The 23,609-nt window shown below is 64.7% G+C and carries 18 protein-coding genes and 1 tRNA gene; 10 read left to right on the forward strand and 9 right to left on the reverse strand.

What is annotated here, in order from left to right:
- Positions 1-47: 47 nt before the first annotated feature.
- From C725_RS12020 to murI, 3 genes are read right to left on the reverse strand one after another with little or no spacing between them, the layout of a single operon-like run.
- Positions 48-1,082 (reverse strand): enoyl-CoA hydratase/isomerase family protein, encoded by a 1,035-nt coding sequence (locus tag C725_RS12020; RefSeq protein ID WP_008603352.1) that lies wholly within the window; start codon positions 1,080-1,082, stop codon positions 48-50.
- Complete coding sequence (locus C725_RS12025; protein ID WP_149864665.1) at positions 1,079-1,525, reverse strand: PaaI family thioesterase; 447 nt, start codon at positions 1,523-1,525, stop codon at positions 1,079-1,081. The genes C725_RS12020 and C725_RS12025 overlap by 4 nt, the downstream gene beginning before the upstream one ends.
- An 11-nt stretch (positions 1,526-1,536) precedes the next feature.
- Complete coding sequence (gene murI / locus C725_RS12030) at positions 1,537-2,334, reverse strand: glutamate racemase (RefSeq protein ID WP_008603354.1); 798 nt, start codon at positions 2,332-2,334, stop codon at positions 1,537-1,539.
- Positions 2,335-2,396: 62 nt separating this feature from the next.
- Here murI and hemB point away from each other — a divergent pair, with 62 nt between their 5' ends.
- The 4 genes from hemB (at position 2,397) to C725_RS12050 (ending at position 6,613) form a co-directional block, all read left to right on the forward strand.
- Entirely contained in the window at positions 2,397-3,389 is a 993-nt protein-coding gene (gene hemB, locus C725_RS12035) for a porphobilinogen synthase (protein WP_008603357.1), read from the forward strand.
- 255 nt (positions 3,390-3,644) lie between these two features.
- Positions 3,645-4,016: a DUF805 domain-containing protein gene (locus C725_RS12040; RefSeq protein ID WP_038283124.1), complete on the forward strand. Its 372-nt coding sequence runs from the start codon at positions 3,645-3,647 to the stop codon at positions 4,014-4,016.
- 84 nt (positions 4,017-4,100) lie between these two features.
- Positions 4,101-5,624, forward strand: a complete 1,524-nt coding sequence (locus C725_RS12045; protein WP_008603360.1) for an AMP-binding protein — start codon at positions 4,101-4,103, stop codon at positions 5,622-5,624.
- Positions 5,625-5,632: 8 nt separating this feature from the next.
- Positions 5,633-6,613, forward strand: a complete 981-nt coding sequence (locus tag C725_RS12050) for an META domain-containing protein (protein ID WP_008603361.1) — start codon at positions 5,633-5,635, stop codon at positions 6,611-6,613.
- On the opposite strand, the gene C725_RS12055 is transcribed toward C725_RS12050, so the two are convergent.
- Genes C725_RS12055 through C725_RS12075 form a run of 5 tightly spaced genes read right to left on the reverse strand, consistent with a single transcriptional unit; the run spans position 6,586 to position 11,864 of the window.
- Positions 6,586-7,434, reverse strand: a complete 849-nt coding sequence (locus tag C725_RS12055; protein WP_008603364.1) for a nitrilase-related carbon-nitrogen hydrolase — start codon at positions 7,432-7,434, stop codon at positions 6,586-6,588. The two genes, C725_RS12050 and C725_RS12055, sit on opposite strands and share 28 nt — an antisense overlap.
- Entirely contained in the window at positions 7,431-8,399 is a 969-nt protein-coding gene (locus C725_RS12060) for an agmatine deiminase family protein (RefSeq protein ID WP_008603366.1), read from the reverse strand. Before C725_RS12060 ends, C725_RS12055 begins: the two co-directional genes overlap by 4 nt.
- A complete protein-coding gene (locus C725_RS12065) occupies positions 8,396-10,096 on the reverse strand; it encodes a M28 family metallopeptidase (RefSeq protein WP_008603368.1) in 1,701 nt (566 codons plus the stop codon). Before C725_RS12065 ends, C725_RS12060 begins: the two co-directional genes overlap by 4 nt.
- A 32-nt stretch (positions 10,097-10,128) precedes the next feature.
- A complete protein-coding gene (locus C725_RS12070) occupies positions 10,129-10,827 on the reverse strand; it encodes an RlmE family RNA methyltransferase (RefSeq protein ID WP_008603370.1) in 699 nt (232 codons plus the stop codon).
- The gene (locus C725_RS12075; RefSeq protein ID WP_008603371.1) at positions 10,824-11,864 is read right to left on the reverse strand and encodes a Ppx/GppA phosphatase family protein; all 1,041 of its coding nucleotides are present in this window, start codon (positions 11,862-11,864) and stop codon (positions 10,824-10,826) included. The genes C725_RS12070 and C725_RS12075 overlap by 4 nt, the downstream gene beginning before the upstream one ends.
- A gap of 216 nt (positions 11,865-12,080) precedes the next feature.
- Here C725_RS12075 and C725_RS12080 point away from each other — a divergent pair.
- A tRNA-Gln gene (locus C725_RS12080) sits at positions 12,081-12,154 on the forward strand.
- 181 nt (positions 12,155-12,335) lie between these two features.
- A complete protein-coding gene (locus tag C725_RS12085) occupies positions 12,336-13,577 on the forward strand; it encodes a Gfo/Idh/MocA family protein (RefSeq protein ID WP_008603372.1) in 1,242 nt (413 codons plus the stop codon).
- A gap of 132 nt (positions 13,578-13,709) precedes the next feature.
- Here the strand turns inward: C725_RS12085 and C725_RS12090 are convergent, their stop codons facing one another.
- On the reverse strand, positions 13,710-15,491 hold the full coding sequence (locus C725_RS12090) for a family 43 glycosylhydrolase (RefSeq protein WP_008603373.1): 1,782 nt from the start codon (positions 15,489-15,491) through the stop codon (positions 13,710-13,712).
- A gap of 355 nt (positions 15,492-15,846) precedes the next feature.
- On the opposite strand from C725_RS12090, the gene C725_RS12095 reads away from it, so the two are divergent.
- The 4 genes from C725_RS12095 (at position 15,847) to C725_RS12110 (ending at position 23,536) form a co-directional block, all read left to right on the forward strand.
- Positions 15,847-17,418, forward strand: a complete 1,572-nt coding sequence (locus C725_RS12095; protein WP_008603374.1) for a sulfatase family protein — start codon at positions 15,847-15,849, stop codon at positions 17,416-17,418.
- 44 nt (positions 17,419-17,462) lie between these two features.
- Positions 17,463-18,596, forward strand: a complete 1,134-nt coding sequence (locus C725_RS12100; protein WP_008603375.1) for a hypothetical protein — start codon at positions 17,463-17,465, stop codon at positions 18,594-18,596.
- 2 nt (positions 18,597-18,598) lie between these two features.
- Entirely contained in the window at positions 18,599-20,521 is a 1,923-nt protein-coding gene (locus C725_RS12105) for a family 43 glycosylhydrolase (protein ID WP_038283135.1), read from the forward strand.
- A 201-nt stretch (positions 20,522-20,722) separates the two neighbouring features.
- Positions 20,723-23,536, forward strand: a complete 2,814-nt coding sequence (locus tag C725_RS12110) for a TonB-dependent receptor (protein ID WP_008603377.1) — start codon at positions 20,723-20,725, stop codon at positions 23,534-23,536.
- Positions 23,537-23,609 lie beyond the last annotated feature (73 nt).

Here is a 23,609-nt window from a genome sequence, read left to right on the forward strand (position 1 = left end):
TCGCACCGGACTGAAGAGGGGGTGAATGCAGCGGCAAGCAGGCCAGATCAGAGGGCGAGATCGCCGTGCGGCGGTGTCTGGAAATAGGCGTCCACCATCTCGTCGGTCACGTCGCGCAGGTTCGAGGGATTCCAACGCGGCTTCCGGTCCTTGTCGATCAGCTGCGCGCGCACGCCCTCAAAAAAGTCGTTCCCCCTCTTGATGTTGCCGACGATGCGGTATTCCCGCTCCAGACAGGCGGCGAGGTCGTCATGCGCCCCTTCTCGCAAGGCGCGCAGCGTCAGCTTCATCGACGTGGGCGACATCTTCATCAGGAGGTCGCGCTGCCCCTCCGCCCATTCGTCGCCCATGGAGAGGGACGACATGATGGCCTCGCAGGTGTCGCCGGAAAAATGCTTGTCGATACCGTCGCGATACGCCTCGAGCGTCGGCGGCTGTTCCGGCGAGGCCGCGAACCGGTCGATGACGCCCGCGACGCCGTCCACATCGCTGGCAAGCGCCTCGATCAGCGCATCCAGATTGGCGGCGGGGACGTAGTGGGTCGCGATTTCCGCATAAAGGCAATCCTCCGCCTTCAGCCGCGCGCCGGTCAGGCCGAGATAGGCGCCCAGCGCGCCCGGCAGGCGCGGCAGGGCGTGCGTGCCGCCGACATCGGGAATGAGGCCGATGCCCGTTTCCGGCATGGCGAACAGCGTGTTCTCTGTCGCGATCCGATAATCGCCATGGATGGAAATGCCGACGCCGCCGCCCATGGTGATACCGTCCATCAGCGCCACATAGGGCTTCCTGTACGTCCCGATCCTGTGGTTCATGCGGTATTCCTGGGCGAAGAAATTCTCCCAGTCCGCCGTTCCTTCCGTTCCGGCCCGGTGCAGGCCGACGACGTCGCCGCCGGCGCAGAAGGCCCGGCTCCCTGCCCCGCGGATCGCCACCACCGCGATCCCGTCGTCGCCCTCCCACGCGTCCAGCACGCGCAGGATTTCCGTGCACATCTCCTCGTTCAGCGCATTCAGCGCCTTCTGCCGGTCGAGCGTGATGAGGCCCAGCCGGCCGCGCGTTTCGGAAAGGACGGTATTGGTCATTGTGTCTCCACGAGGTTCGGATTGTCGAGGTCGATGGGGGCGGCCGTGGTCGTCAGGCGGGCGAGCATGGTGCCCTCCCCGTCCTCCAGATCCGCCTCCATGAAGCTGATCTTGCGGCCGAACTTAATGCAGCGGCCGTTCGCAAAAAGCCGCCCGTGCCGGGCCGGACGGAAAAAGCTGACCTTCATTTCCAGCGTCGGCACGAAGATCTTCTTCTTGGAAAAGACGATGGCGGCATAGGCGGCGGCATCGTCCAGCATGGCCGCGACGATGCCGCCCTGCACGGTGCCACTGGGGTTGCAGAGATGATCGCCGATGTCGAAGGCCATGCGCACCGTGCCGGCATCCTGATCGACGGCGAGCAGCTCCGTATTCAGGAAGCGGGCCGTCGGCGGCGCGCGGCGGTTCATCCGCTCCAGCACCTCCTCGTTCGTCATCACCATGTCTGCACCCCCTACAGATAATCCGTCTGCGTCAAGCCGCGCGCGGCAAGCGCAGGCGCCAGCGCGTCTACCGCAGCGGTCCGGGCCGTGAACACTGCCCTATGTGCCGGTTCGTCTTCGCTCCACCGCCTGCCGGCGAGCAGATGCGCGGTTCTGCGGGCGATCCCCGCGCCGCCGTCCAGAAAGGCAATGTCCTGCCGGCCAGACGCGGCGACGAGTCGGTCCTCGACGAGCGGGAAGTGCGTACAGGCGAGAACGCAGACGTCCATGCACGCCCCGCCGTCCTGTGCCAGCAAACCACGCATCGGTCCTTCGAACTCGCTCTCGGGCACGGTTTCCCCGCGCAGCACCGCCTCGGCAGCGGCGGCGAGGCCGGATGCGCCGTGACGCAAAACGGTGCACCCGGCCGCGAAGCGCGCGGTGAGATCGTCGACGTAACGCTGGCGCACCGTCGCCGGGGTGCCGAGGACGCCGATCACGCCCGTCCGCGTCCGCTCGGCGGCCGGCTTGATCGCCGGCACCGTGCCGACGACGGGCAGATCAAGTGCGGCGCGCACATGATCGAGCGCTATGGTCGAGGCGGTGTTGCAGGCAATGACGACCAGCGCGGGCCGGTAGCGTTCGACCAGACGGCCGAGAAGAGCGGGCACGCGGGCCGCGATCTCTGCCTCGGTCTTGGATCCGTAGGGGAAACCGGCATTGTCGGCGGCATAGACGATCGGCGCGTTCGGTAGCCGGGACATGATCGGGCCGGCGACAGACAGGCCGCCAATACCGGAATCGAAAATAAGGAGGGGCGCGGAGGTCATGCCGTACCCGCAGATGGCCGGAGCCCTTGCAAAGTTCAACGGTAAGTTGAATTTGCGGGGTCATGACAGCCAGCTTTCCCGCCCTTCGCCTTCGCCGTCCCCGCGCGCACGACTGGTCGCGCCGCCTGCACGCCGAGAACGTCCTGACCCCCGCCGACCTGATCTGGCCGGTCTTCATCCGAGACGGGGAAAATGAGCGGGAGCCTGTCGGCGCCATGCCGGGCGTCGACCGGCTGTCTGTCGATCTGATCGTCGAGGCGGCGCGGGAGGCGGTCGATCTTGGCATTCCCGTCCTCGCCCTCTTTCCCAACACGCCGCCCGATGCGCGCAGCGAGGATGGGCGAGAGGCGGTCAATCCAGACAATCTGATGGCCCGTGCCTGCCGCGCCGTGAAGGATGCGGGCATTCCCATCGGCCTGCTGACTGACGTCGCGCTCGACCCCTACACCAGCCACGGTCATGACGGGCTGCTGTCGGGCGATGGCCGCATCCTCAACGACGAGAGCCTCGACATCCTTGCCGCGCAGGCGGTCAATCAGGCGCGCGCCGGCGCCGACATCATCGCGCCGTCCGACATGATGGACGGCCGCGTCGCCGCCATACGGCAGGCCCTGGAGGCAGAGGGCTTCCGCGACGTGCAGATCATGTCCTACGCCGCCAAATACGCCTCCGCCTTTTACGGCCCGTTTCGCGACGCAGTCGGATCCGGCGGCTTCCTGAAGGGCGACAAGAAAACCTATCAGATGGACGGCGCCAATTCGGACGAGGCGATGCGCGAGGTCGCAATGGATCTGGAGGAAGGCGCGGACAGCGTCATGGTGAAGCCGGGCCTTGCCTATCTCGACATCATCGCGCGGGTGAAGGCGCGCTTCAATGCACCAGTCTTCGCCTATCAGGTGTCCGGCGAATATGCGATGATGCAGCTCGCGATCGAGCGGGGCATATTGGAACGCGATCGCGCGATTCTGGAGGTGCTCACCGCCTTCAAGCGGGCCGGCGTCAACGGCGTCCTTACCTACTACGCACGCGACGCCGCGAAGCTGCTGGGGCGGTAGGCTGACGGGACTTGTCCGGTGGAAGGTTCGGGGGGTCCCTCCTTTTCGGCCTGACCGATCAACACCATCGTCATCCCGGCGCAGGCCGGGACCCACCCCATTTGTTTTGGACTTCCGCTTTGGACGACCTGTCACGGCATGGTCCCGGCCTGCGCCGGGATGACGACTTTGTGAGAGACGCTGCCCAGGCTTGTCGGCGCGCCGATCAACCGCTTATGCCTTTTGGCCCACACCACGCACGCGGACGGGGAGATCATGCGGAAGGTTCGGCTGAACCGGGCATCCTACTGGACGGCGATGGGCGCCGTTCTGGCCGTTCTGTTCGTGCTGAACAGCCTGGGCCTGCCGCCGGGGCTGATGGAACTGGCATTGCTGGCGCTGGGCATTCCGCGTCTTCACGATGCAGGGCATAGCGGCTGGTGGCTGACAGGGCTGTTCGGAGGCCAGGCCGCCATGATCGGACTTGCCGTATATTTCGGCCGGGAGTGGCGCCCCGGATCCGAAATCGCGCTGCTTCTGGCGGGCACCTACTGGATCGCGGTCATCATCGTTGGGACGATCCCCGGCCAGCGCCGCGCGAACCGCTGGGGCGCGCCGCCGCGAGCGGGCATTTCCTTGGCGCGCTGACCCCCCTCTTTTCTCGCGGTTGTGAGGGGTTTTCACGACCCCTACCCTCCCCGCCCACAACCTGATCCTGGGGAGGTTCAAGCCGTGCATCCGTTCGTTCACGCCGCCGCCACGCCCGAAAAACCCGCCATCATCATGGCCGACGGGTCCGGGACGCTCAGCTATGCGGAACTTGAGGCGCAATCGAACCGGGCGGCGCATTTCTTCCGCGGACAAGGGCTGCAGCGAGGCGATACGGTCGCCTTCCTCCTGGAAAACAGCCTGGAATATCTGCCGCTTTGCTGGGGCGCGCAGCGCGCGGGGCTGATCTTCGTCGCCATGTCGACTAAGCTCGGCCCGCAGGAAACGCAGTATATCGTCGAGAATTCCGGTGCCCATATCGTCATCGCCCATGGCGCCCTCGCGGACGTTGCGAAGGCGCTGACCGCGCCGAAGGGAGGCTATTCGCTGGGCGGACCGATCGAGGGATTCGACCCCCTGGAACCTGAACTTGCCGCGCAGCCGCCGGGACGTATCTCCGACGAAAGCCAGGGCCGCGATATGCTGTACTCCTCCGGCACGACCGGACAGCCCAAGGGGATCACAGGGCCGCTGCCGGAGGGGCCGCTTGACGAACCCAATGCGCTCCTCGGGCTGACGAAGATGCTGTACAGCTTCTCGCCCGACATGCGCTATCTATCGCCTGCGCCGCTCTATCACGCCGCGCCGCTGCGCTATTGCATGGCGGTCCACCGTTTCGGCGGCACCGTCGTCGTCATGAAGAGCTTCGACCCGGAACGCTATCTGGCGCTGGTGGAGGAACACCGGATCACGCACTCCCAACTGGTCCCCACCATGTTCGTGCGCATGCTGAAACTGCCGGAGGATGTGCGCGCACGTTACGACACCTCCTCGCTTCAGGTGGCGATCCATGCCGCCGCGCCCTGCCCAGTCGAGGTCAAGCGGCGCATGATCGACTGGTGGGGGCCGGTCATCCACGAATATTACGCGTCCACGGAAGGGACGGGCTTCTGCGCCATCAACGCGGAGGAGTGGCAGGCGAAGCCGGGCAGCGTCGGCAAATCCTATGTCGGCGAGATCCGTATCCTGGGTGAGGACGACAACCCCCTGCCGCCGGGCCGCGAGGGCCGCATCTTCTTCGCGGGCGGCGGCGATTTCGAATATCACAATGCGCCGGAAAAAACGGCCGGTGCGAAACATCCCGAGCACGGCGCTACCTTCGGCGATATCGGCTATGTCGATGAGGACGGTTATCTGTTCCTGACCGACCGCGCCGCCTACATGATCATCTCTGGCGGCGTGAACATCTACCCGCAGGAGGCGGAGGACGTTCTCGTCATGCATCCGAAGGTAGCCGACGTCGCCGTCATCGGCGTCCCGCACGAGGAGATGGGCGAAGAGGTGAAGGCTGTGGTACAACCCCGGAACTGGGCCGATGCGGGCCCCGAACTGGAGGCCGAGCTGATCGGCTTCGTGCGGGAAAGGCTGAGCCACGTAAAATGCCCCCGAAGCATCGATTTCGAGAAGGAACTGCCGCGCCACGATACAGGCAAGCTGTACAAGCGCCTGTTGAAGGACAGGTACAAGGCAGCGGCAACGGCCGCCTGAGCGCCCGTTTGGCCCTTGCCAGCCTGTGCCTGATCGCCGCTTGCGATGGTGATGCCGCGCGTGATGACACCCAATCGCCGGCAGGCACGCGGCCTGCGGGAAATGCAGGGAACGAAACGGACGCGGATGGCGCGGCGACCAGCGAAAGCGAAACGCCACTCGGCCGTGCCGCCCGCTCTGTCACCGGCGCAGGACTGCGCGCGGCCCGCGAACTCAATCGCCCGGTCAAGAGCGCGGAGCCGGCGCGGCTGTCCGAAACGCTTGCCATTACCGGGACGGGCGGGACGTGGCACGCCCTGCTGACACCGCAGCAACTGGTCTTTCGAACGCCGGAACGGCGCGGATGGTACGCCGCCTCCTACAGCGGCACCGTCACGTCCGGCTCGCACGAGCTGAAATTACCTGAAAGCCGCTCGACGCTGCGCGTCATGCCGGGGGCCTGCCGAGATCCGCAGCTTGCACCGGCGCATCCGCACGGCGTGACCTTCGCCCATGGCGGGAATGCGCTGACAGGCTGCGCCGGAGCCGTAAAGCCGCCGGAAGAGCTTGAAAATACGGTCTGGCGCATCCTTGCCGTCGGGGAAGAGGTCCCGCCGGCGGACGCGCACACCGTGGCGACCCTCAGCTTCGATCGAAGGGGGCATATCGGCGGCACCGCCGGCTGCAGCGCTGCACACCTGCCGCTTGCCCTGGACGGCAATGGCTTCACCCAGCTGGAGGCGGCAAGCGGCGCCCGGGAAGAGGCCGAACCGGAGGATGGCTCGGACGGAAATATCCCGAACGGAAACCCGACAGGCATGCGCCTGACGCGCGGCGACTGCGAGGCCGAGGGGGACGGCGCATTCGGACGCATGGCCTTGGCGGCGATGGACGACGCCCTGGGCTGGACCATCAACGACGGCAGGCTGATCGTCGATCTGGGGAACGGCAACGAACTGATCGCCAGTCCCATTACTCAGCGTCAGACGTCTTTTGACAATCGCCCGTAAAGATCAGGCCGGCGGTCGCGGAAAAAGCCGAAGCTGGCCCGATGCCCTCTGACGACGTCAAGATCGAACGCCCTGCATACGAACCCGGTCTCCATCCGGTCCAACTCGTCCCGGGTATCACCATATTCATCGACGATGAAGCTGGACCCGTAGAAGGTTTGGCCGTCCTCGGTTCCCGTTCGGTTCGCTGCGACGACAGGACAGGTGTTGGAGACTGCATGGCCTGTCATCGCGCGCTTCCACATCGCGGCGGTGTCGAGGTCGGGTTCCTCGGGCTCGGATCCGATGGCCGTCGGATAGAACAACAATTCCGCGCCCATCAACACCATGGCGCGCGCGGTTTCCGGAAACCACTGGTCCCAGCAGATGCCGACGCCGATCTTGCCAAAGCTCGTGTCCCAGACCTTGAAGCCCGTGTTTCCGGGCCGAAAATAGAATTTCTCCTCATAGCCGGGACCGTCCGGAATGTGGCTCTTCCGGTAAACGCCGTCGATCTCGCCATCCGGCCGGATCATCGCCATGCTGTTATAATGGTGAACCCCGTCGCGTTCGAAGAAGCTGGCGGGGATATAGGTGCCGGTCTGTTTCGCGACCTTCTGCATGGCGAGAACGGGCGGGCTGTCGGATAGCGGCCTTGCGCGCTCGAACAAATCCTCGCGCTCGTAACGGCAGAAATAATGGCCCTGAAACAGCTCCGGCGGCAATATGATATTGGCACCGGCCCGCGCGGCATCCGCAACCAGATCGGACGTCGCCTGGATGTCGGCCCTCTCATCGTCGGTGAAGGACAATTGCAGTCCGGCGGCCGTCACCATCCTCATGCCGGCACCTCCCTCGTCATGCAGTGAAACGCGCCGCCCCCCGATAGAAGCGCGCGCGCATCCAGACCGATGGCCTCCCGCCCCGGAAACAACGCACCCAGTGCCTGAACGGCCGGTTTGTCCATGGGAACGGCGTAGGTGGGCACGATGACCCTCTCGTTGGTCAGAATGAAGTTCATATAGCTCGCCGGCACGATCTCTCCGTCAGTGCCCTTCACGCGCCCGGCGGAGGGGATGCGCACCACATCGATCCGCGCCTCGGCGAGTCGACGCGCGGCGTCCTCATAGACAAGGGCGTTCGGATCGTCGGTCCCCATCGCCTGCGGCACCACGGCGCGGCCGACCGCAACGAAGCGGGCCAGATTGTCCACATGGCCGTCGGTATGGTCCTTTGCCAGACCCCGACCCAGCCAGATCAGGCGGTCGAATCCCAGCGCCTCGCAAACGGCGCGCTCGACATCCTGCCTGTCCATGCCCGGATTGCGGTTCGGATTGAGAAGGCATTCCTCTGTCGTGATGGCGAGGCCGTTGCCGTCATGGTCGATCGCGCCCCCTTCCAGAACGAAGTCGTGCGCGTCCAGCCGCCGACCCTCGCGCCGTGCCAGCACGGCCGCGACGCGCTCGTCCCCCGGCATCTCGAACTTGCCGCCCCAGCCGTTGAACCGAAACGCAGCGGCGCGGTCGCCGGCGAAGATCGGCCCGGTGTCGCGCAGCCAGATGTCTCCGTAGCGTGTCCGGAGAAAGTCCGCCCCGCGCAGGTCGCCCACCGCAGCCCGCGCGGCAGCCTCGGCGGCTGCATCCGGCACGAGCATCGTCGCCGGCGTGCCGCCGACGACGATGGCACGCAGCAGGAAGGCTGCCCCCTGCTGCGCCGCCTCAAGCGCCCCGTGCCATTCCCGGCGGCGCCAGGGCCATGCCGTGTAGATGCGGGCAACCGGTGCCCATTCCGGTGGCGGCAGGCTCATTCCGCGCCGGCGCGGCTCTTGTCGCGGATCGCACGGAATTCGTCGCCCTCGCGCCAGTTGGGCCAGCGCTCGCTATCCGCCAGAACCCGGCCGAACTGATAGTAGAGGGCAAGATCCTTGACCGCCCCCTGCCAGGTCCAGCTCGGATCATATTCGTCGGCGGGCTGGTGATAGCGGTTCTCGATGTAGTCCGCTTCCTGCTGCCGGCCATATTCCGCGCCCTTGCCGACGACATCGACGCCGCTGCCGGCGTAGAGCATCGGCACGCCGTATTTCGCCAGGCTGAAATGATCGGAGCGATAATAGCTGCCCTTTTCCGGCGAGGTTTCCGGCTCGATCCGGCGATCCTGCGCGGCGACGAGCGGCTGGAACAGGTCGTCGAGTTCGCTCTTCCCAGCGCCGACGACCACGACATCGTTCGTCGGCTCCATGGTGTTCAGGCCGTCCATGTTCACGCCGCCCACCGTCTGCGCCAGCGGATAGATCGGATTGGCACCGTAATAGGCGGAGCCGAGGAGACCCGATTCCTCACCCGTCACCGCCAGGAAGACCATGGAGCGCTCCGCCGCGCCGGCTTCCGCCTGCATGCGGCCAAGCTCGATCAGACCTGCAATGCCCGAGGCGTTGTCGAGTGCACCATTGCAAATATCATCGCCGGTTTCATCGGCCTTGCAGCGACCGACGTGATCCCAGTGCGCGGAATAGAGGACATATTCCTCCGGCCGCTGCGTGCCTGGAAGAACGCCGACGACATTGTGCGACATCTGCCGGCGGATCGTGTTGTTCAGCTTGGTCGAGGCGGTGATGCCCAGCGGAACGGCCTCGAACCCCTTCTTCTTCGCGCTCGCCATCAGCGCGGCGAGGTCCTTGCCGGACGCCTTCATCAGGCGCTCCGCCACCGGCTTCTGCACCCAACCCTCGACGGCGACGCGGCTGGCGCCGTCGTCCTGGCTGGCCATGTCGACCTGCGCGCCGGTCCAGCTGCTTTCGACCGTCTGCCAGCCATAGGCGGCAGGGAAGGTGTCGTGGATGATGATCGCGCCCGCCGCGCCCTGGCGCGCCGCCTCCTCATACTTATAGGTCCACCGACCGTAATAGGTCATGGCGCGGCCGCCGAAGGGACCGTCCAACCCCTCCATCTCGTAATCGGGATCGTTCACCAGAATGACGGCGACCTTCCCCTCCATGTCGACGCCGTCATAGTCGTTCCAGCCCTTTTCGGGCGCGTTGATGCCGTAGCCGACGAAGACGAGTTCCGCATCGTCGAGCGAAACCTCTTCCCGCACCCGCTTCGTCCAAACGACCTCATCGGCACCATATTCAGCAGTGAAGAGCGGCTTGCCGTCCTGCATGAACCTCAAGTCCGCCGTCTTCGGGTCCGTGGTGATCTCGACGAGTGGGACCTCCTGGAACCATTCGCCATTGTTGCCGGGCTGCAGGCCGGCTGCCTCCATATGCTCGGCGATATAATCGATGGTCATATCCTCGGCCGGCGTCATCGGTGCGCGGCCCTCATATTCGTCGGAAGAGAGAGTCTCGGTGATGGACTTCAGATTGGCCACCTCCACGGCCGGCGCGTCTGGAATCTCGACCGCGGCCTCGGTCTGTGCCGCCTGCCCATCGTTCGCCGCGCCGTCATCCCCGGTCGGCGTGCAGGCGGTCAGCAGCGCGGCGGCGGCCGCGCCGCAGATCAACATCGTCTTCAACTCTTCTCTCCCAATCGGATTTTTCATTCCGGCACGGGGCCGGCCCCCTTGAACCCTTGCGCGACGACATACCATTCCGACGAGCCCTTGCGGCTGGCCGGCGGTTTGACGTGCTTGACGCTCGTAAAGCGCCGTTTCAGTTCACTCACAAGCGCGGAGTCCGCACCGCCAGCGAGCACCTTCGCAACAAAAGCGCCGCCGGGTGCAAGCGCGTCCACCGCGAAATCCATCGCCGTTTCGACCAGCGCCATGGTCCGCAGATGATCGGTCTGCTTATGCCCGATGGTATTTGCCGCCATATCGCTGAGAACGAGATCGGCCGGCCCGCCCAGCGCCTGCATCAGCGCATCCGGCGCCTCGTCGGCCATGAAATCCATGGTCAGGATCTCCGCGCCCTCGATGGGATCCATGTCGAGAAGATCGATGGCCGCGACGCGCGCCTTCGGTCGTCGCTCGAGCACGACCTGCGTCCAGCCGCCTGGCGCCGCGCCCAGATCGACGACCCGGCTCGCCTGTTTCAGCAGGCCGAACTTCTCGTCCAGCTCCTTCAGCTTGAAGGCGGCGCGGCTGCGATAGCCTTGCGCCTTTGCCTCCTTCACATAGGGGTCGTTCAGCTGCCGCTGCAGCCACCGCGTCGAGCTGTTGGAACGACCGCGCGCCGTCTTCACGCGCACGGTGCCGGCCGCGCCGCGCCGCCCGCCGGAACTTGACGTCTTGCTCATCGATGACCGTCCCGTTGCATCAGGGTCCGCAAGATGCCCTCGCGGATGCCGCGATCGGCAACGCAGAGATTGGGCACGGGAAAGGCGCCCAGAATGGCGTCCAGAATAGCGCAGCCGGCGACGATCATGGTCGCGCGTTCGCGGCCGATGCAGGGCTGCTCGCCCCGCTCCTCGAAACTCATGGAGGCGAGGCTGGAGGCGATGGCGCGCATGGCGCCCGATTCCACCCATGCGCCGTCGACCTGGCTGCGGTCATAGGATGGCAGTCCCAGATGCAGACTGGTCAGCGTCGTGATGGTGCCGGACGTCCCCAGAAGCTGCATCCGGTCGAAGGATCCGCCCGGCGGCGTCAGCATCGGCTTTGCCCGCTCCAGATTCTCAACCACCCGGCGGCGCATGCGGTGATAGGCTGCGATCCGCGCCTCCAGCGTATCCTCCTCCTCGCCGCGTCCGAGTTCGGTTTCCGTCAAGGAGACGACACCCCAGGGCACGCTGTTCCAGCCAAGCTGGCGCACCGCTCGCTTGCCCTCGCATTCGACAAGGCTGATCTCCGTCGATCCGCCGCCAATGTCGAACACGAGAGCATAATCATATTCGTCGCGGAACAGCGCCTGACAGCCGAGGACGGCCAGCTGCGCCTCCTCGGCAGGCGTGATGACGTCGAGCGCGATGCCGGTCTCCTCGAAGACGCGCTCGATGAACTCCGGACCATTGGCTGCCCGGCGGCACGCCTCCGTCGCGACGTTCCGCGTCACCCAGACATCGCGGCGCTGCAGCTTTTCCGCGCATACGGACAGCGCCTCGACCGCACGGTCCATGCTGGTCTGCGAGATGCGGCCGGTATCCAGCAGCCCCTCGCCAAGGCGGACGATGCGGGAAAAGGCGTCGATGACGTAGAAGCCGCCGCGCGTCGGACGCGCGATCAGCAGACGGCAATTGTTCGTGCCGAGGTCGATGGCGCCATAAACGCGGCGGCCATTCGGTATATGCTTCGCCCGCGAACGGGTCGCGGGTCGGGGGGCGGCGCTCGTCGCCATCGATCCCACCTTACTATCTCTATTCGTGCCGGACGGAAAATCCGCACCGGTAGCCTGCCCATGGTGGTAGCACCGGCTGAGACGCAAAGGCAAGTTGGCGCCCGCCCCGATGCGGACAGGCGTTGACAGGCCGCACCCCCTGCCCCTATCAGGCCGGCCTCCGCCGGAGCGTCGCCGAGATCGACGCCGCACGCCCGCCGGAGAGAAAAGCGCCAATGCCCCGTCGTCTAATGGTAAGACTACGGACTCTGACTCCGTCAATTGAGGTTCGAATCCTCACGGGGCATCCAGCCGCTACCAACCAGCCACTGCCGGGCTCCTTCTTTCCTTTGAAATCACTTGGCCCCCGTCTTCCGGTTTCCCTGCCGACGGAGCGCAAGCCCGCCTGATCCGTTGGGGAGCGGATTGGGGCGACGCAGGGCTTCGCGAATCAGGCAGATATGGGCGAGCCGCTAAAAAAGGAGGCACTCCATGATCGACAAGAATTTGACGCGGCGCGGTTTCATCGGCGCCGGTGGCGGCATGGCGGCGGCATCCCTGATGCTTGCCGCAGGCTTTCCCGCCGCTGCGCATCAGGAGCGAGGCGAGGCGCGGGCGACAGGCCAGCCCATGCCGGACGGCGTCGAGCTGCCAGCCACGCCTCCTCGCAAAAAGCGCGCAGACAGCCTCGGCTTCGCGATCGTCGGGCTGGGCGGCTATGCGCTCAATCAGATGATGCCGCGCTTCGCCGACGCGGAGCGCGCGCACGTTTCTGCTGTCGTCTCCGGAAACCCCGACAAGCTGCGCAAGGTCGGCGATGCCTATGGCGTGCCGCGGGATGCTCAATATTCCTACGAATCGTTCGCGGACATCGCGCAAAACCCGAACGTCGATGCGGTCTACATCGTGCTGCCAAGCGGGCTGCATGCGGAATGGACGGAGCGCGCCTTTGCCGCCGGCAAACATGTCTTGTGCGAAAAGCCGATGGCGCTCTCCAGCGCCGAGTGCGAGCGCATGATTGCCGTAAGCCGCCGTGCGGACCGCAAGCTGATGATCGGCTATCGTTCGCATTTCGAGCCGCATAATCTGAAAGCCATGGATCTGATGGCGCAGGACGCCGTCGGTCCGCTTCGCCTGATCCGGTCCGAACAGGCCAGCCGCATGGAGCCGACGACGCCGAGCGAGAACTGGCGCGTGAACCGCGCGCTTGCCGGCGGCGGCCCGCTGGAGGATACCGGCATTTACGGTCTCCAGGCCGCGCTCTACCTGTCCCGCGAAATGCCCGAAAGCATCAGCGCCGCCGCCTTTCGGCCGAGCGGTGATCCGCGTTTCGCCGAGATTTTCGCCCATGTCGCGTCACAATGGCGCTTCCCCTCCGGCGCCGTCGCCCATCTTGCGACCTCCTACGATTCGCTGGGCACCAACTTCGTCCATGCCCGCGGGGCGACCGGGGCGCTGATCATGGAACCGGCGACCAGCTATTCGGGCCAGAATCTGGTGCTGGAGGGGCGGGGCGCCGATGGCCGCACGTCGCGGGACTTCGAGCCGGGCGATCCGACCGTCCAGTTCGCGCGGCAACTCGACCATCTGGCCGATGCGGTCCGCGACGGGACGTCCATCAGGACACCGGGCGAGATGGGGCTGCGAGACGTGCGCCTGATCGAGGCCATCTACGCCTCCGCCGCGGCAGGGCGAACGGTCATGCTGAACCCCGACGGAACGATGAAGAGCTGACGCGCAGGAGGGCGCTTGCGAAACTAAGGACAGACGCCGTCATGCCGGACGCCCTTCTTCGCTCGCCGCTGCTCGCCACCGTTGTGACGAGGCCGGCGCTTACCAACGTCAACGATTCCCGTGCGGTCCCGATCAATCCGGCACGAGTTCGCCCTCGCGGCACGTGCCGGGGGTCAGTTCGCCGGCAAGGCTGACGCGGATCGGGACGAGACCGAAGCGCTTGCGGAAGGGCGCCGTGACGTCGTTGCCGAACATGGTCGTCCACCAGCAGCCGGCGCGGTCCTTGAACACGGTTCCATGTCCCGCGTGCGGCGCGCCGACCCGGCGTTTCGTATAGGGACCCTCGATGGAGCGGGAGGCGGCGTACATCATGTCATAGGTTCCGTGCGTACGCAGCGGACCGTTCCATTCGGCGCCGGTTATGAAGTAGGTGTCGCCGATGCGGACGAGGGCATTCCCTTCGTAACCCACATGCTCGCCGTCGGTATCGACCAGCTTGACGGGCTCCCCTTCAAAGCCGTCGCGCCGGGCGTTCAACTTGCCCAGATTTCCGCCGCCCCATAGCAGATAGAGCGCGTCCGAATCCTCGAATATGAAACCGTCGATCCCCGTGGCGAGGCTGCCGGACGTGACGTTCTCATAGGGACCTTCGGCTCGTCCGGACGTACTTCGGTAGAGCCAGGTCCTGCCGCCAACGTCCCGCTCCATCATCGAGAATGCCAGATAGAATGTTCCGTCGGTTTCCGACCATTTGATTTCCGGCGCCCAAAGCGCAACTGCATTTCGAAAGCTGCGGCCAAGGCCGTTCCGGTCGAAACGAAGTCTGGTTTCCGTCCAGCTTCGCATATCGTCCGAGTGCCAGAGCGCGAGTTCGCCCTCGGCCTCCCGGTTCTTCCCCGTCGTCCCCACCAGGTAATAACGGCCGTCGCCCGCGAGCGTGACCGATGGATCGCGGATCTGAATGTCGGCATCGGCGGGAATTGCCGACGCGACCGCGCTGCTTTCGGTCAGGACCTCGCTTGCCGGGCGCAGCCGGCCATCGTCCGCATGTTGAAGGGGAACGAAACCGACCTGTTCGCAAAAGAGCGCGTAGCGATCGGCACATTGCGGATTGTACGTCGCGAGAAGCGCACCGTTCGCCCCTCTAACCAGCGATGTCCTTCCTGCATGAGGCACCGCCAGGAAGCGGCGGGTGAACGGCCCATACGGCGTGGGCGCGGACGCCATGAACACGTCCTCCGTCGGCGACCGCATCCGCCCGGTCACCTCGCTGGCAGCGATCAGATAGCGATCTCCATCCCTGATCATCGCCGCGCCTCTTTCGCCGATCCGCAGGCGGACGGGCCAATCCTGCCCCTCCGGCAGGGGCGCGGCGAACAGGACGGGGTCGGGTTTCAGGAAGCGGGGCGCCTCCGCGAGCGCATCGAGAGACGGCGACAGCCGGCCGATACGCCCGCCCGCCCATAAGAGATAGGCGCTGCCATCACCGTCAAGGAACAGGGACGGATCCCGTGCATCGGGGACCAGGCAGGGGCTTTCCCGATATGGCCTCTGCGGCGCGGACGCGGAACCGATGGCGATACGCGCGCAGCCATCCTGGTCCTGGAAGGTCAGGAACATACGATCACCGCGAATGCTGACCTCTGGCGCAAGCAGGCGTCGTCCGCGCGCGTGCACGGCCCCCAGATCGTCCCAGGTCTGTCGGTCCCTGGAGGCCCAAAGTCGCACGCCGTCCTTTGGACCGTCGCGCTGAGGTGTTCCGGTCAGGAACCAAGTGCCGGCATCGCTGCGCGCTATCGACGCGTCGAGAAGCGCCCTTTCGCGGAAAAACGCCCGAACCGCATGCGCCTCCGCATCGGGCTGGGTGGTCGCGTTTCGATCCATTGATGGGTGGTCGAGGAAGATATCGTCCACCGGCTTATCCGCCGCCCTGGCGGGAGCGAATGCCCCAAGCACCAAGACGATCGGCCAAACCTGCGTTCTGCGCAGGCGCCTTAACGTGAAAAGCGCTGAACGGACGCGAGCAGCAAGGCTGGAATACAGCCAGCCTTGCTTAAGGATCCGCTGAGCCCGCCCCCTTGTGCTGGGCATTGACGAGCGTGGCCGGAGTCCAGCGCGATAGATCATGACTTCCTCCCAAAGATGCGTATATTATTTATCTGATGTATTCCCGCCGGCAAGGACGTCCGAAAGCGCTGCGCTGAGCGCCATTTGAGTAAATATTATAAATCGGATATGCCGCAGCGTTGCCGAAGGGGAGATTGGTATTATGGCGCTAACACGGCGAAGTTTGCTGCTGTCCGGGGCATCGATTTGCCTGCTGCCGTCGGAACTGTTGGCCGGCAGCCCTGACCGGCAACCCAACATCCTCATCATCTATGCCGACGATCTCGGCTACGGCGATCTCAGCTGCTACGGGGCGGATACGATTCATACGCCGAATATTGATCGGCTCGCCGCCCGCGGCACGCGCTTTACCAACGGGCATTCGCCGTCGGCCACCTGCACGCCGTCCCGCTATGCGTTGATGACCGGCGATTATGCCTGGCGCGCCTCCGGGACGCAGATCCTGCCCGGCGACGCCCCGGCGCTGATCCGTCCGGGCCGCTTCACCCTTCCCGCCATGCTGAAGGATGCGGGCTATGCGACGGGCCTTGTCGGCAAATGGCATCTCGGTCTGGGGAACGGATCGGTGGATTGGAACGAGGAGATTGGCCCCGGCCCCCGCGATATCGGCTTTGACGAAGCCTTCTTCATACCCGCCACGCTCGACCGCGTGCCGACTGTGCTCATCGACGGGCGCCGGGTGCACAACCTCGATCCCGCCGATCCCATTCGAGTCAACTACAAGACGAGGATCGGCGATGAGCCAACCGGCGCGGAGCATCCCGAGGCGCTGAAATACGGCGCGGACCCGGAACATTCGAACACGATCGTGAACGGAATCAGCCGCATCGGCTATATGGAGGGTGGCCATGCGGCCCGCTGGCGCGATGAGGAGCTGAGCGACTTGCTCTTGAGCAAGGCAGTCGATTTCATGACCGCCAATTCGGACAATCCCTTCTTCCTCTATTATGCCGTGAACGAACCGCATGTGCCGCGCGCGCCCCATCCTCGGTTCGTCGGTAAATCCGGCATGGGACCGCGCGGCGACGCGATCCTGCAGCTCGACTGGTCGGTGGGCGAGTTGATGCGCACGCTGGACGAGTTGGGCCTGACGGACGACACGCTGGTCATCTTCAGCAGCGACAACGGCCCGATCCTGTTCGACGGCTACGAGGACCGGGCCGTGGAACTGGCCGGCGATCACGATCCGTCCGGGATATACCGCAGTGGCAAATACAGCATTTTCGAGGGCGGCACCCGCGTCCCCATGATCACCTGCTGGCCGGGGCATGTCAGGGCAGGCCATGTCTCCAGCGCGCTCGTCGATCATGTCGACATGGCGGCGTCCCTCGCGGCTCTGGTCGGCCGCCCCCTGCCCCGCGATGCGGCGGTCGACAGCCTCGATATGCTCGCGCCGCTGATGGGCCGGACCGACAAGGGCCGCGATCATGCGGTCGAGGATACGAAACTGATGGTGACGACGGGTACGACAGTCGCCAGCAGCGGCGAACGCATTCTGGCGCTTCGTACCGACCGGTGGAAACTGATCCGCGGCAGCGTCGAACCGCACGAATTTCACGGCAATGCCATCGGCACGCAGCCGAGAGACCAGCTCTACGATCTGCAAAAGGACCCGGGGGAGCGGAACGATCTGGCCGCGTCTCGGCCGGAAATTGCGCGGGCAATGGCGGCGCAACTGGACCGGATCGAGAGTGCCGGGCGAAGCCGCCCCTGAGGGAAGCCTGACGACAAGAACACTATTATTTGGGGAGAAAAATCATGGTGAGCGTTCCCGCCACGAGGAAGATTGCACTGGCCTTGGCATGCACTGCCGCGCTGTCATCCGCCGCCACGGCACAAGAAGCGCTCGGCGCCAATTTCAACGAGCATTTCGAGGACGTGGATTACCGCGATCTGGAAAGGGCCGATGCGGAATGGGTTCGGCTGTTCCTGCCGATGCCGCAAGTCGACGGCGGCGCCGCTCAACATGGGGCCGTGCGCACCATCCTCGATGTCGGCGCGCACGGCTATCGGACCATGCTGACGCTGAAATGGCCATATCACCGGAAAGACTTTCCAACAGCCGGCAGCGCGGAGATGCAGCGCGAGCTGGCGCGCCTCGACGCCGTTCTCCCGCTCGTCATGGGCAAGGTCGACATTCTGGTCGTCGGCAACGAACCCTATATCGAAAGCCGGGAAGAGGATCGCGATCTCGACCTGAACGCCTTTTACGAGGCGATGGCCGAGCGCGTGATCGACTATCGGGACGGGCACTGCGCCTCTGATTGCAAGACGCGTCTTTACATGGGCGCGCTGAACCGGCTCGATCTTGAAAGGAACCGCACGCCGTCCACGGAGCGCTGGATGGCCTTCGTGAAGGCGACGCCGGCGATCGACGGCGTGAACATTCACCCCCACATTCCCGCGATTGAAGCCTCCAGGCCCTTTCTCGCCTACATCCTGCCGCGCATGCGGCCGGATCAGAAATTCACCGTCACCGAATTTTCGCTGATCTGGTGGTGGCAGGCGCAGATGAAGGAGCCGGTCTCGCCTGACTATGCCGAAAAGTACGATCTTCCGGCCTCCACGCAGAATTGGGAGGTCATAGAGGCGGCCCTGAAGGATCCCTTCCCCAAGCAGCAATGGGACGATTTCCTGCGGCTGAGCCCATGGTTCGAGACGCGCAAGCACTACATCCGCAATCAAATGAAGATTTTCCGCGACACGCGACGCCTCGCGGTCGCCACCTACGGCTTCAAACAGGGCAGTTCCATGTCGGCGAATTTCGGACCGGACAAGACGCCGTGGCTGCTGAACAGCGTCGTTGCCGGGCGGACCGTCCAGCCCAACCCGGATGGCAGCGACGCCTTCAACTATGCCTGGATCGACGACTTCAAGGCCTTGCAGAAATGACCATGCGCAGTTCCCTTTATCTTGCCGCCTCCTACCTCATTGCTTCCTGCCTGATTACCGGCGCCGCCGGCCTTTCGCCCGTCGGGGCGCAGGAGCAGACGTTCAAGAAGGCGGTCGCCGACGATATTTTTTCAGATCATCCGTCGATGGACCGTAATGCCGTGGTCATGCCGGACGAGGACGCACAGCCCGTAACGCCGTTCTTCTCCGAGCGGCCCATCGGCGATGCGTCCCTCGCGCAGCGGGAGGACGGCAGCTGGATCCTGACTGGCACGACGCTGAGGACCGGAACGCGTCACGGCGTCGAACTGTGGACCTCGCCCGACCGGCAGACATGGAAGAACTGGGGTCCTGCGAAGATCGAGGGCGAAGGCATTGTGCCGGGGGATGTGTCCGAACGCTATCTCGCCCCCTCGCTCACTGTAGCTGGACCTGCGCTCTACATCGCCTTTTCGGACAAAACCGGCTGCGCCCGCATCGCGGGCGGCATGGCCGCCGCCCCCGGCGGCGCGTTCGCCGCGTCGCCCTGCCTCGTCGACGGGGCCAGCGACGTTTCCCTGTTCGTCGATGATGACGGCACGGGATATCTGCTTTGGGGCGGCGGCTCCATCGCCCGGCTCAACGAGGATTTTTCCGCACTCGCCGAAGCGCCGCGCGTCCTGAAGCCCGACCAGGCTCTGTTCGCGGAACATTCACCGGTCGGCAAGGACTGGCCGGTGCGCACGCACATCGGCAAGACCGGCGCCGCCATGATCCGCGACGGCGATCGTTACATTCTCGCAGCCAGCGAGGTGACCGGCCGCCTGCGCACCGCGACCGACGACCTGTTCCTGGCAGAGGCGCCCACGCCCTACGGCCCGTTCACGATGCGAATGCTGGCGGTGCCGCATGGCGGCGGCGGCTCCCTCCTGAAGCTGGCAGGCGGCGCGCTTGCAGCGACCTACAACCCTCGCTGCGAGGACGGTTTCGCGATGTTCTGCGAACAGGTCGGGCTGGTGCCGCTCGAGCGGGCACCGGATGGCCGCCTTCGCCAATCGGCATCCGTCCTGACGGAAGACAGCGCCGTTGCCGGCCGCCGCCCGCTCGTCACCAGCGAAACCATGCGCGATCCGTCCGTGACGCTAGGCGGCGATGGCTATTATTACCTCGTCGGGACCCTCGACGGCTATGGCTATCACCGGCCGAACGGCGGGGTGAAGCTGTGGCGTTCCGCCGATCTGGAGACCTGGGAAGAGGTCGGCTTCATTTTCGAGTGGCAGGACATGGGCTATGATTTCGGCGGCAATATCGCCGAACTCTGGGCCCCGGAAATCAAGTGGGTCGAGGGCGACAAGACCTTCTATCTCGCCTTCTCGGTGATGGAGCGCGGCGTCGGCGGCAAGACATGGCTGTACCGCTCCACAAGCGGCAAAGCGGAAGGGCCCTACGTCAACACATCGGGCAGCTATTTCGTCGAAGGCATAGACGGCTTCCCGTTCGAGGATGAGGACGGCCTCTACTTTCTGTGGGGCGGCGGCAGCATCGGCCGCCTGAACGCAAAACGAGACGGGTTCGACGGTGCGGTGCGAAAGCTCGTCGACCTAGACGGCGATGCCGTCGGCTATGAAGGCAACGGCCTGATCAGGGTCGATGGGATCTACTTCCTGACAGGGGCGGAATGGCACGGCCCGCTCCGCACCCACGGCACCTATGACATGATGTACGGGACATCGACGTCGTTATTCGGACCCTACAGCCAGCGCCGGCTCGGCGCGCCGCATGGCGGCCATGGTACGGCCTTCCGCGATCGGGACGGGCAGTTCTGGTATACAATGTTCGGGAATGATCCGACGGCACCATGGCGCATGCACTTCGGCCTCGTGCCCATTGATATCGGTGATCCGACCTCCATCGGTGTGCCGCGTTTGGGGGATGCGCGGCACTGACGGGGGGGGGCTTGTTCCGCGTCCGCCGCTTTGATCCGTCGGGACGGTTCATTGTTTCAGCGGATGTGTCGCCCATTGGCCACGCCCAGTTCGTAATTATCTTATTTATCCTTTTTATCTTTACGAAGTGGAGTGAGACTCGCTATCGCGGCGCGCGAGAACACCGGGTGTTTCCCGGTAAGATCCATGGGGAGTATTATTATGACATGGCGCGCATTCGTGCTCGGTACCGTTTCGGCATTCACTCTTACGTCGGCAGCGTCGGCGCAGCAGGCAGCGCCCCAGCCGCTGCCGGAGGAACAAGAAGAGACGCCCTCTGACGTCGGAACGGTTCCTGCCGATAATCAGCAGCCTTCGGCGCAGCAGCCGATCGTCATCACGGGCATTCGCAGTTCGCTGGAGCGCGCGGCGGAGATCAAGCAGAATGCCGATCAGGTGGTCGATTCGATCATCGCGGACGACATCGGCAAGTTCCCGGACCCGACAACGGCCGCCGCGCTGCAGCGCGTGCCCGGCGTGCAGGTCACCGTCGGCGGCAATAACGAGATCACCGGCGTCCTTATCCGCGGTCTCAGCGACATTCTGACGACGGTGGACGGGCGCGAGCTGTTCTCGACCGCCGGCCGCACCTTCGAATTTCAGGACCTGCCGGCCGAGGCGCTGGCGCGCGTCGACGTCATCAAGTCCTCGACCGCCGATCTGATCGAAGGCGGCATTGCCGGCATCACCGACCTGCAGCTGAACAAGGCGTTCGATTTTCAGGACCCGACCGTCGTCGTCACGGCGCGCGGCAATCATGCCTCGAACACCGACACGATCACGCCGCAGCTCGGCTTCCTGGCGACCGACACCTGGGAAACCGGCATCGGCGACATCGGCGCGCTGATCAACGTCACCTGGTCGCGCACCGACTATAACCGGCCCTATTTCTTCCTTGCGGAGCGTCGCAGCGGCACATTCAGACTCGAAACACCCGGCGTGGCGCTGCCGAACGCGACCGGCGGCCTGAACGAATACGGCGATTACGAGCGTCCGCAAGCCAATGCCTCGCTGCAATGGCAGGCATCGCCGGACCTCGAAATCTACGCCGACGGCCTGTTCACGGGCTTCCGCTCGGAAAACCAGTCGGTTTTCGTTTCGACGCAGTATTTCAATCCCGGCACTGAGGTGTCCAACATCGTCACCGACGACAATTGCTTCACCTCCCGCGTCAACAATGCTGGTTTCAACGCCCGCGTCATCCAGAACCCGAACGTGAATGGCGGCGAGCCCTATCTTGAGGATTACACCGTTCAGACCCTCTGCAACGTCACCTCGGCGACGTTCAGCAACGCGACGGGCATGACCAGCACGCAGTCGCGCACGGCAGAGACCAACAATTATCTGGGCGCTCTCGGCTTCCGCTATGAGAAGGACGCCTTCAAGCTGGACGGCGACTTCTCGTACCAGGATTCAACCTATACGAACGAGACGTTCATCGTCGACATCGGCAAGCGGATCGAGGAAATCCAGATCGTCACGAACGATGGCAATGGCGGCCGTTACTTCCAGCCCGGCAATCCGCTCTACAATCCGGACGGGTTCTTCTTCCGCAACGGCCTCAATCAGAACTTCACGCGCAGCACCGGCGACATGCTTGCCGCGCAGCTGGACGCCGAATATGAAATCGGCGGCATCATTGACCGAATCCAGATCGGCGGCCGCTTTGCGGATCGCTCGGCCCGCTCCGATCAGGCGCTTCTGAACATTGCTGCGCCGGGCGGCGATCTCAACACGCCCATCAGCGATGCGACGGGTCTTCCGAGCGACTTCCTGGTGACGACGCCGGGCATTCCGCGGCAGAACAACGGTGCGCCGGTGCTGACCCCGAACCCGGATTATCTGCGCTCCGATGAGGGCCGCGACTATCTGCGCGGCTTCTACGGCCTGCCGCTCGGCGATCCGGAATATCAGGCCGAGCGCCGCTTCGACGCGCAGGAAAAAACCTATGCCGCCTATATTCAGGCTGCCTACGATATTCCGCTGGGCGATACGATCAACATCGACGGCCTGATCGGCGTGCGTCCCACCCGCACCGAGCGCACCATTGCCGGCGCGGGCCTCGTCGACGGCGTACCGGTGCCGGTGGAATCCTCCACGACCGACACCGACGTGCTGCCGAACGCCAGCGCGCGTATCGACTTCGGCGGCGGTCTGCAGGCGCGCGCCAATTACAGCAAGACGATCCGCCGGCCGGGATTTGGTTCGCTGAATCCGGGTATCAACTACGTGCTGGCAACCAACCCGAACGTCATCAATTCGGGCTCGGCTGGCAATCCGGATCTGCGTCCGCAGAAGTCCGACAGCTATGACGCCACCCTGGAGTATTACTTCCAGAACGGCTTCCTCGCCGTCGCCGCCTTCTACCGCGAAATCAGCGACCGGATTATCACATCCGCAAGCGCCGAGGTGATCGATGGCAATACCTACAACATCTCGCGTCCGCGCAACCTGGGCGCGGCGGAGCTGAAGGGTGTCGAGGTCAGCGGCCAGACCTTCTTCGACTTCCTGCCCGGCGCGCTCTCCGGCTTCGGCGTGTTCGGCAACTATACGCTCGTCGACAGCGAGGTGACGGCCGAGGACGACAATCTGTTCGGAGAGACGCTGCAGGGCGTGTCGAAACACAATTTCAACGCTGGCCTCCTCTACGAGAAGTTCGGCCTGTCGACCCGCCTCGTCTACACCTACCGCTCGCGCTACTATGATGGCGACGCCACCGGCCTGAACGTCGTGCGCCCAGTCGATGCCGACCGCATCGAGGAGGTCTACACACCGAACGTCCTCAACTATGTGCGCCCCGGCGGCCGTCTCGACCTCAGCATCGCCTATGACCTCAACGAGGATATTCGTCTGACGGTCGGCGGCACCAACATCCTGCGCAACAAGTACAAGAGCTACTTTCAGCAGTCCTATCGTGGCCGGGACGTCCGCTACGACGATTCCATCTACACCTTCGGTATCCGCGCGAAGTTCTAGCACGGACCTGATTTTTAAGAGGCGTCGGCCCCCTTATGTGGGGTCCGGCGCCTTTTCTTATGACGGCAGCTCC

The sequence above is a fragment of the Pacificimonas flava genome (assembly GCF_000342165.1).
Classification (GTDB): Bacteria; Pseudomonadota; Alphaproteobacteria; order Sphingomonadales; family Sphingomonadaceae; genus Pacificimonas; species Pacificimonas flava.

Excerpts from the sequence above, each read along its gene's own strand:
- C725_RS12085 (WP_008603372.1), top strand. The coding sequence starts at position 12,336 with ATGATCGACAAGAATTTGACGCGGCGCGGTTTCATCGGCGCCGGTGGC.
- C725_RS12105 (WP_038283135.1), top strand. The coding sequence starts at position 18,599 with ATGCGCAGTTCCCTTTATCTTGCCGCCTCCTACCTCATTGCTTCCTGC.
- C725_RS12075 (WP_008603371.1), bottom strand. The coding sequence starts at position 11,864 with ATGGCGACGAGCGCCGCCCCCCGACCCGCGACCCGTTCGCGGGCGAAG.
- C725_RS12040 (WP_038283124.1), top strand. The coding sequence starts at position 3,645 with ATGCGGAAGGTTCGGCTGAACCGGGCATCCTACTGGACGGCGATGGGC.
- C725_RS12020 (WP_008603352.1), bottom strand. The coding sequence starts at position 1,082 with ATGACCAATACCGTCCTTTCCGAAACGCGCGGCCGGCTGGGCCTCATC.
- C725_RS12095 (WP_008603374.1), top strand. The coding sequence starts at position 15,847 with ATGGCGCTAACACGGCGAAGTTTGCTGCTGTCCGGGGCATCGATTTGC.
- C725_RS12060 (WP_008603366.1), bottom strand. The coding sequence starts at position 8,399 with ATGAGCCTGCCGCCACCGGAATGGGCACCGGTTGCCCGCATCTACACG.
- C725_RS12055 (WP_008603364.1), bottom strand. The coding sequence starts at position 7,434 with ATGAGGATGGTGACGGCCGCCGGACTGCAATTGTCCTTCACCGACGAT.
- hemB (WP_008603357.1), top strand. The coding sequence starts at position 2,397 with ATGACAGCCAGCTTTCCCGCCCTTCGCCTTCGCCGTCCCCGCGCGCAC.
- C725_RS12025 (WP_149864665.1), bottom strand. The coding sequence starts at position 1,525 with ATGGTGATGACGAACGAGGAGGTGCTGGAGCGGATGAACCGCCGCGCG.
- C725_RS12070 (WP_008603370.1), bottom strand. The coding sequence starts at position 10,827 with ATGAGCAAGACGTCAAGTTCCGGCGGGCGGCGCGGCGCGGCCGGCACC.
- murI (WP_008603354.1), bottom strand. The coding sequence starts at position 2,334 with ATGACCTCCGCGCCCCTCCTTATTTTCGATTCCGGTATTGGCGGCCTG.
- C725_RS12100 (WP_008603375.1), top strand. The coding sequence starts at position 17,463 with ATGGTGAGCGTTCCCGCCACGAGGAAGATTGCACTGGCCTTGGCATGC.
- C725_RS12065 (WP_008603368.1), bottom strand. The coding sequence starts at position 10,096 with ATGTTGATCTGCGGCGCGGCCGCCGCCGCGCTGCTGACCGCCTGCACG.
- C725_RS12110 (WP_008603377.1), top strand. The coding sequence starts at position 20,723 with ATGACATGGCGCGCATTCGTGCTCGGTACCGTTTCGGCATTCACTCTT.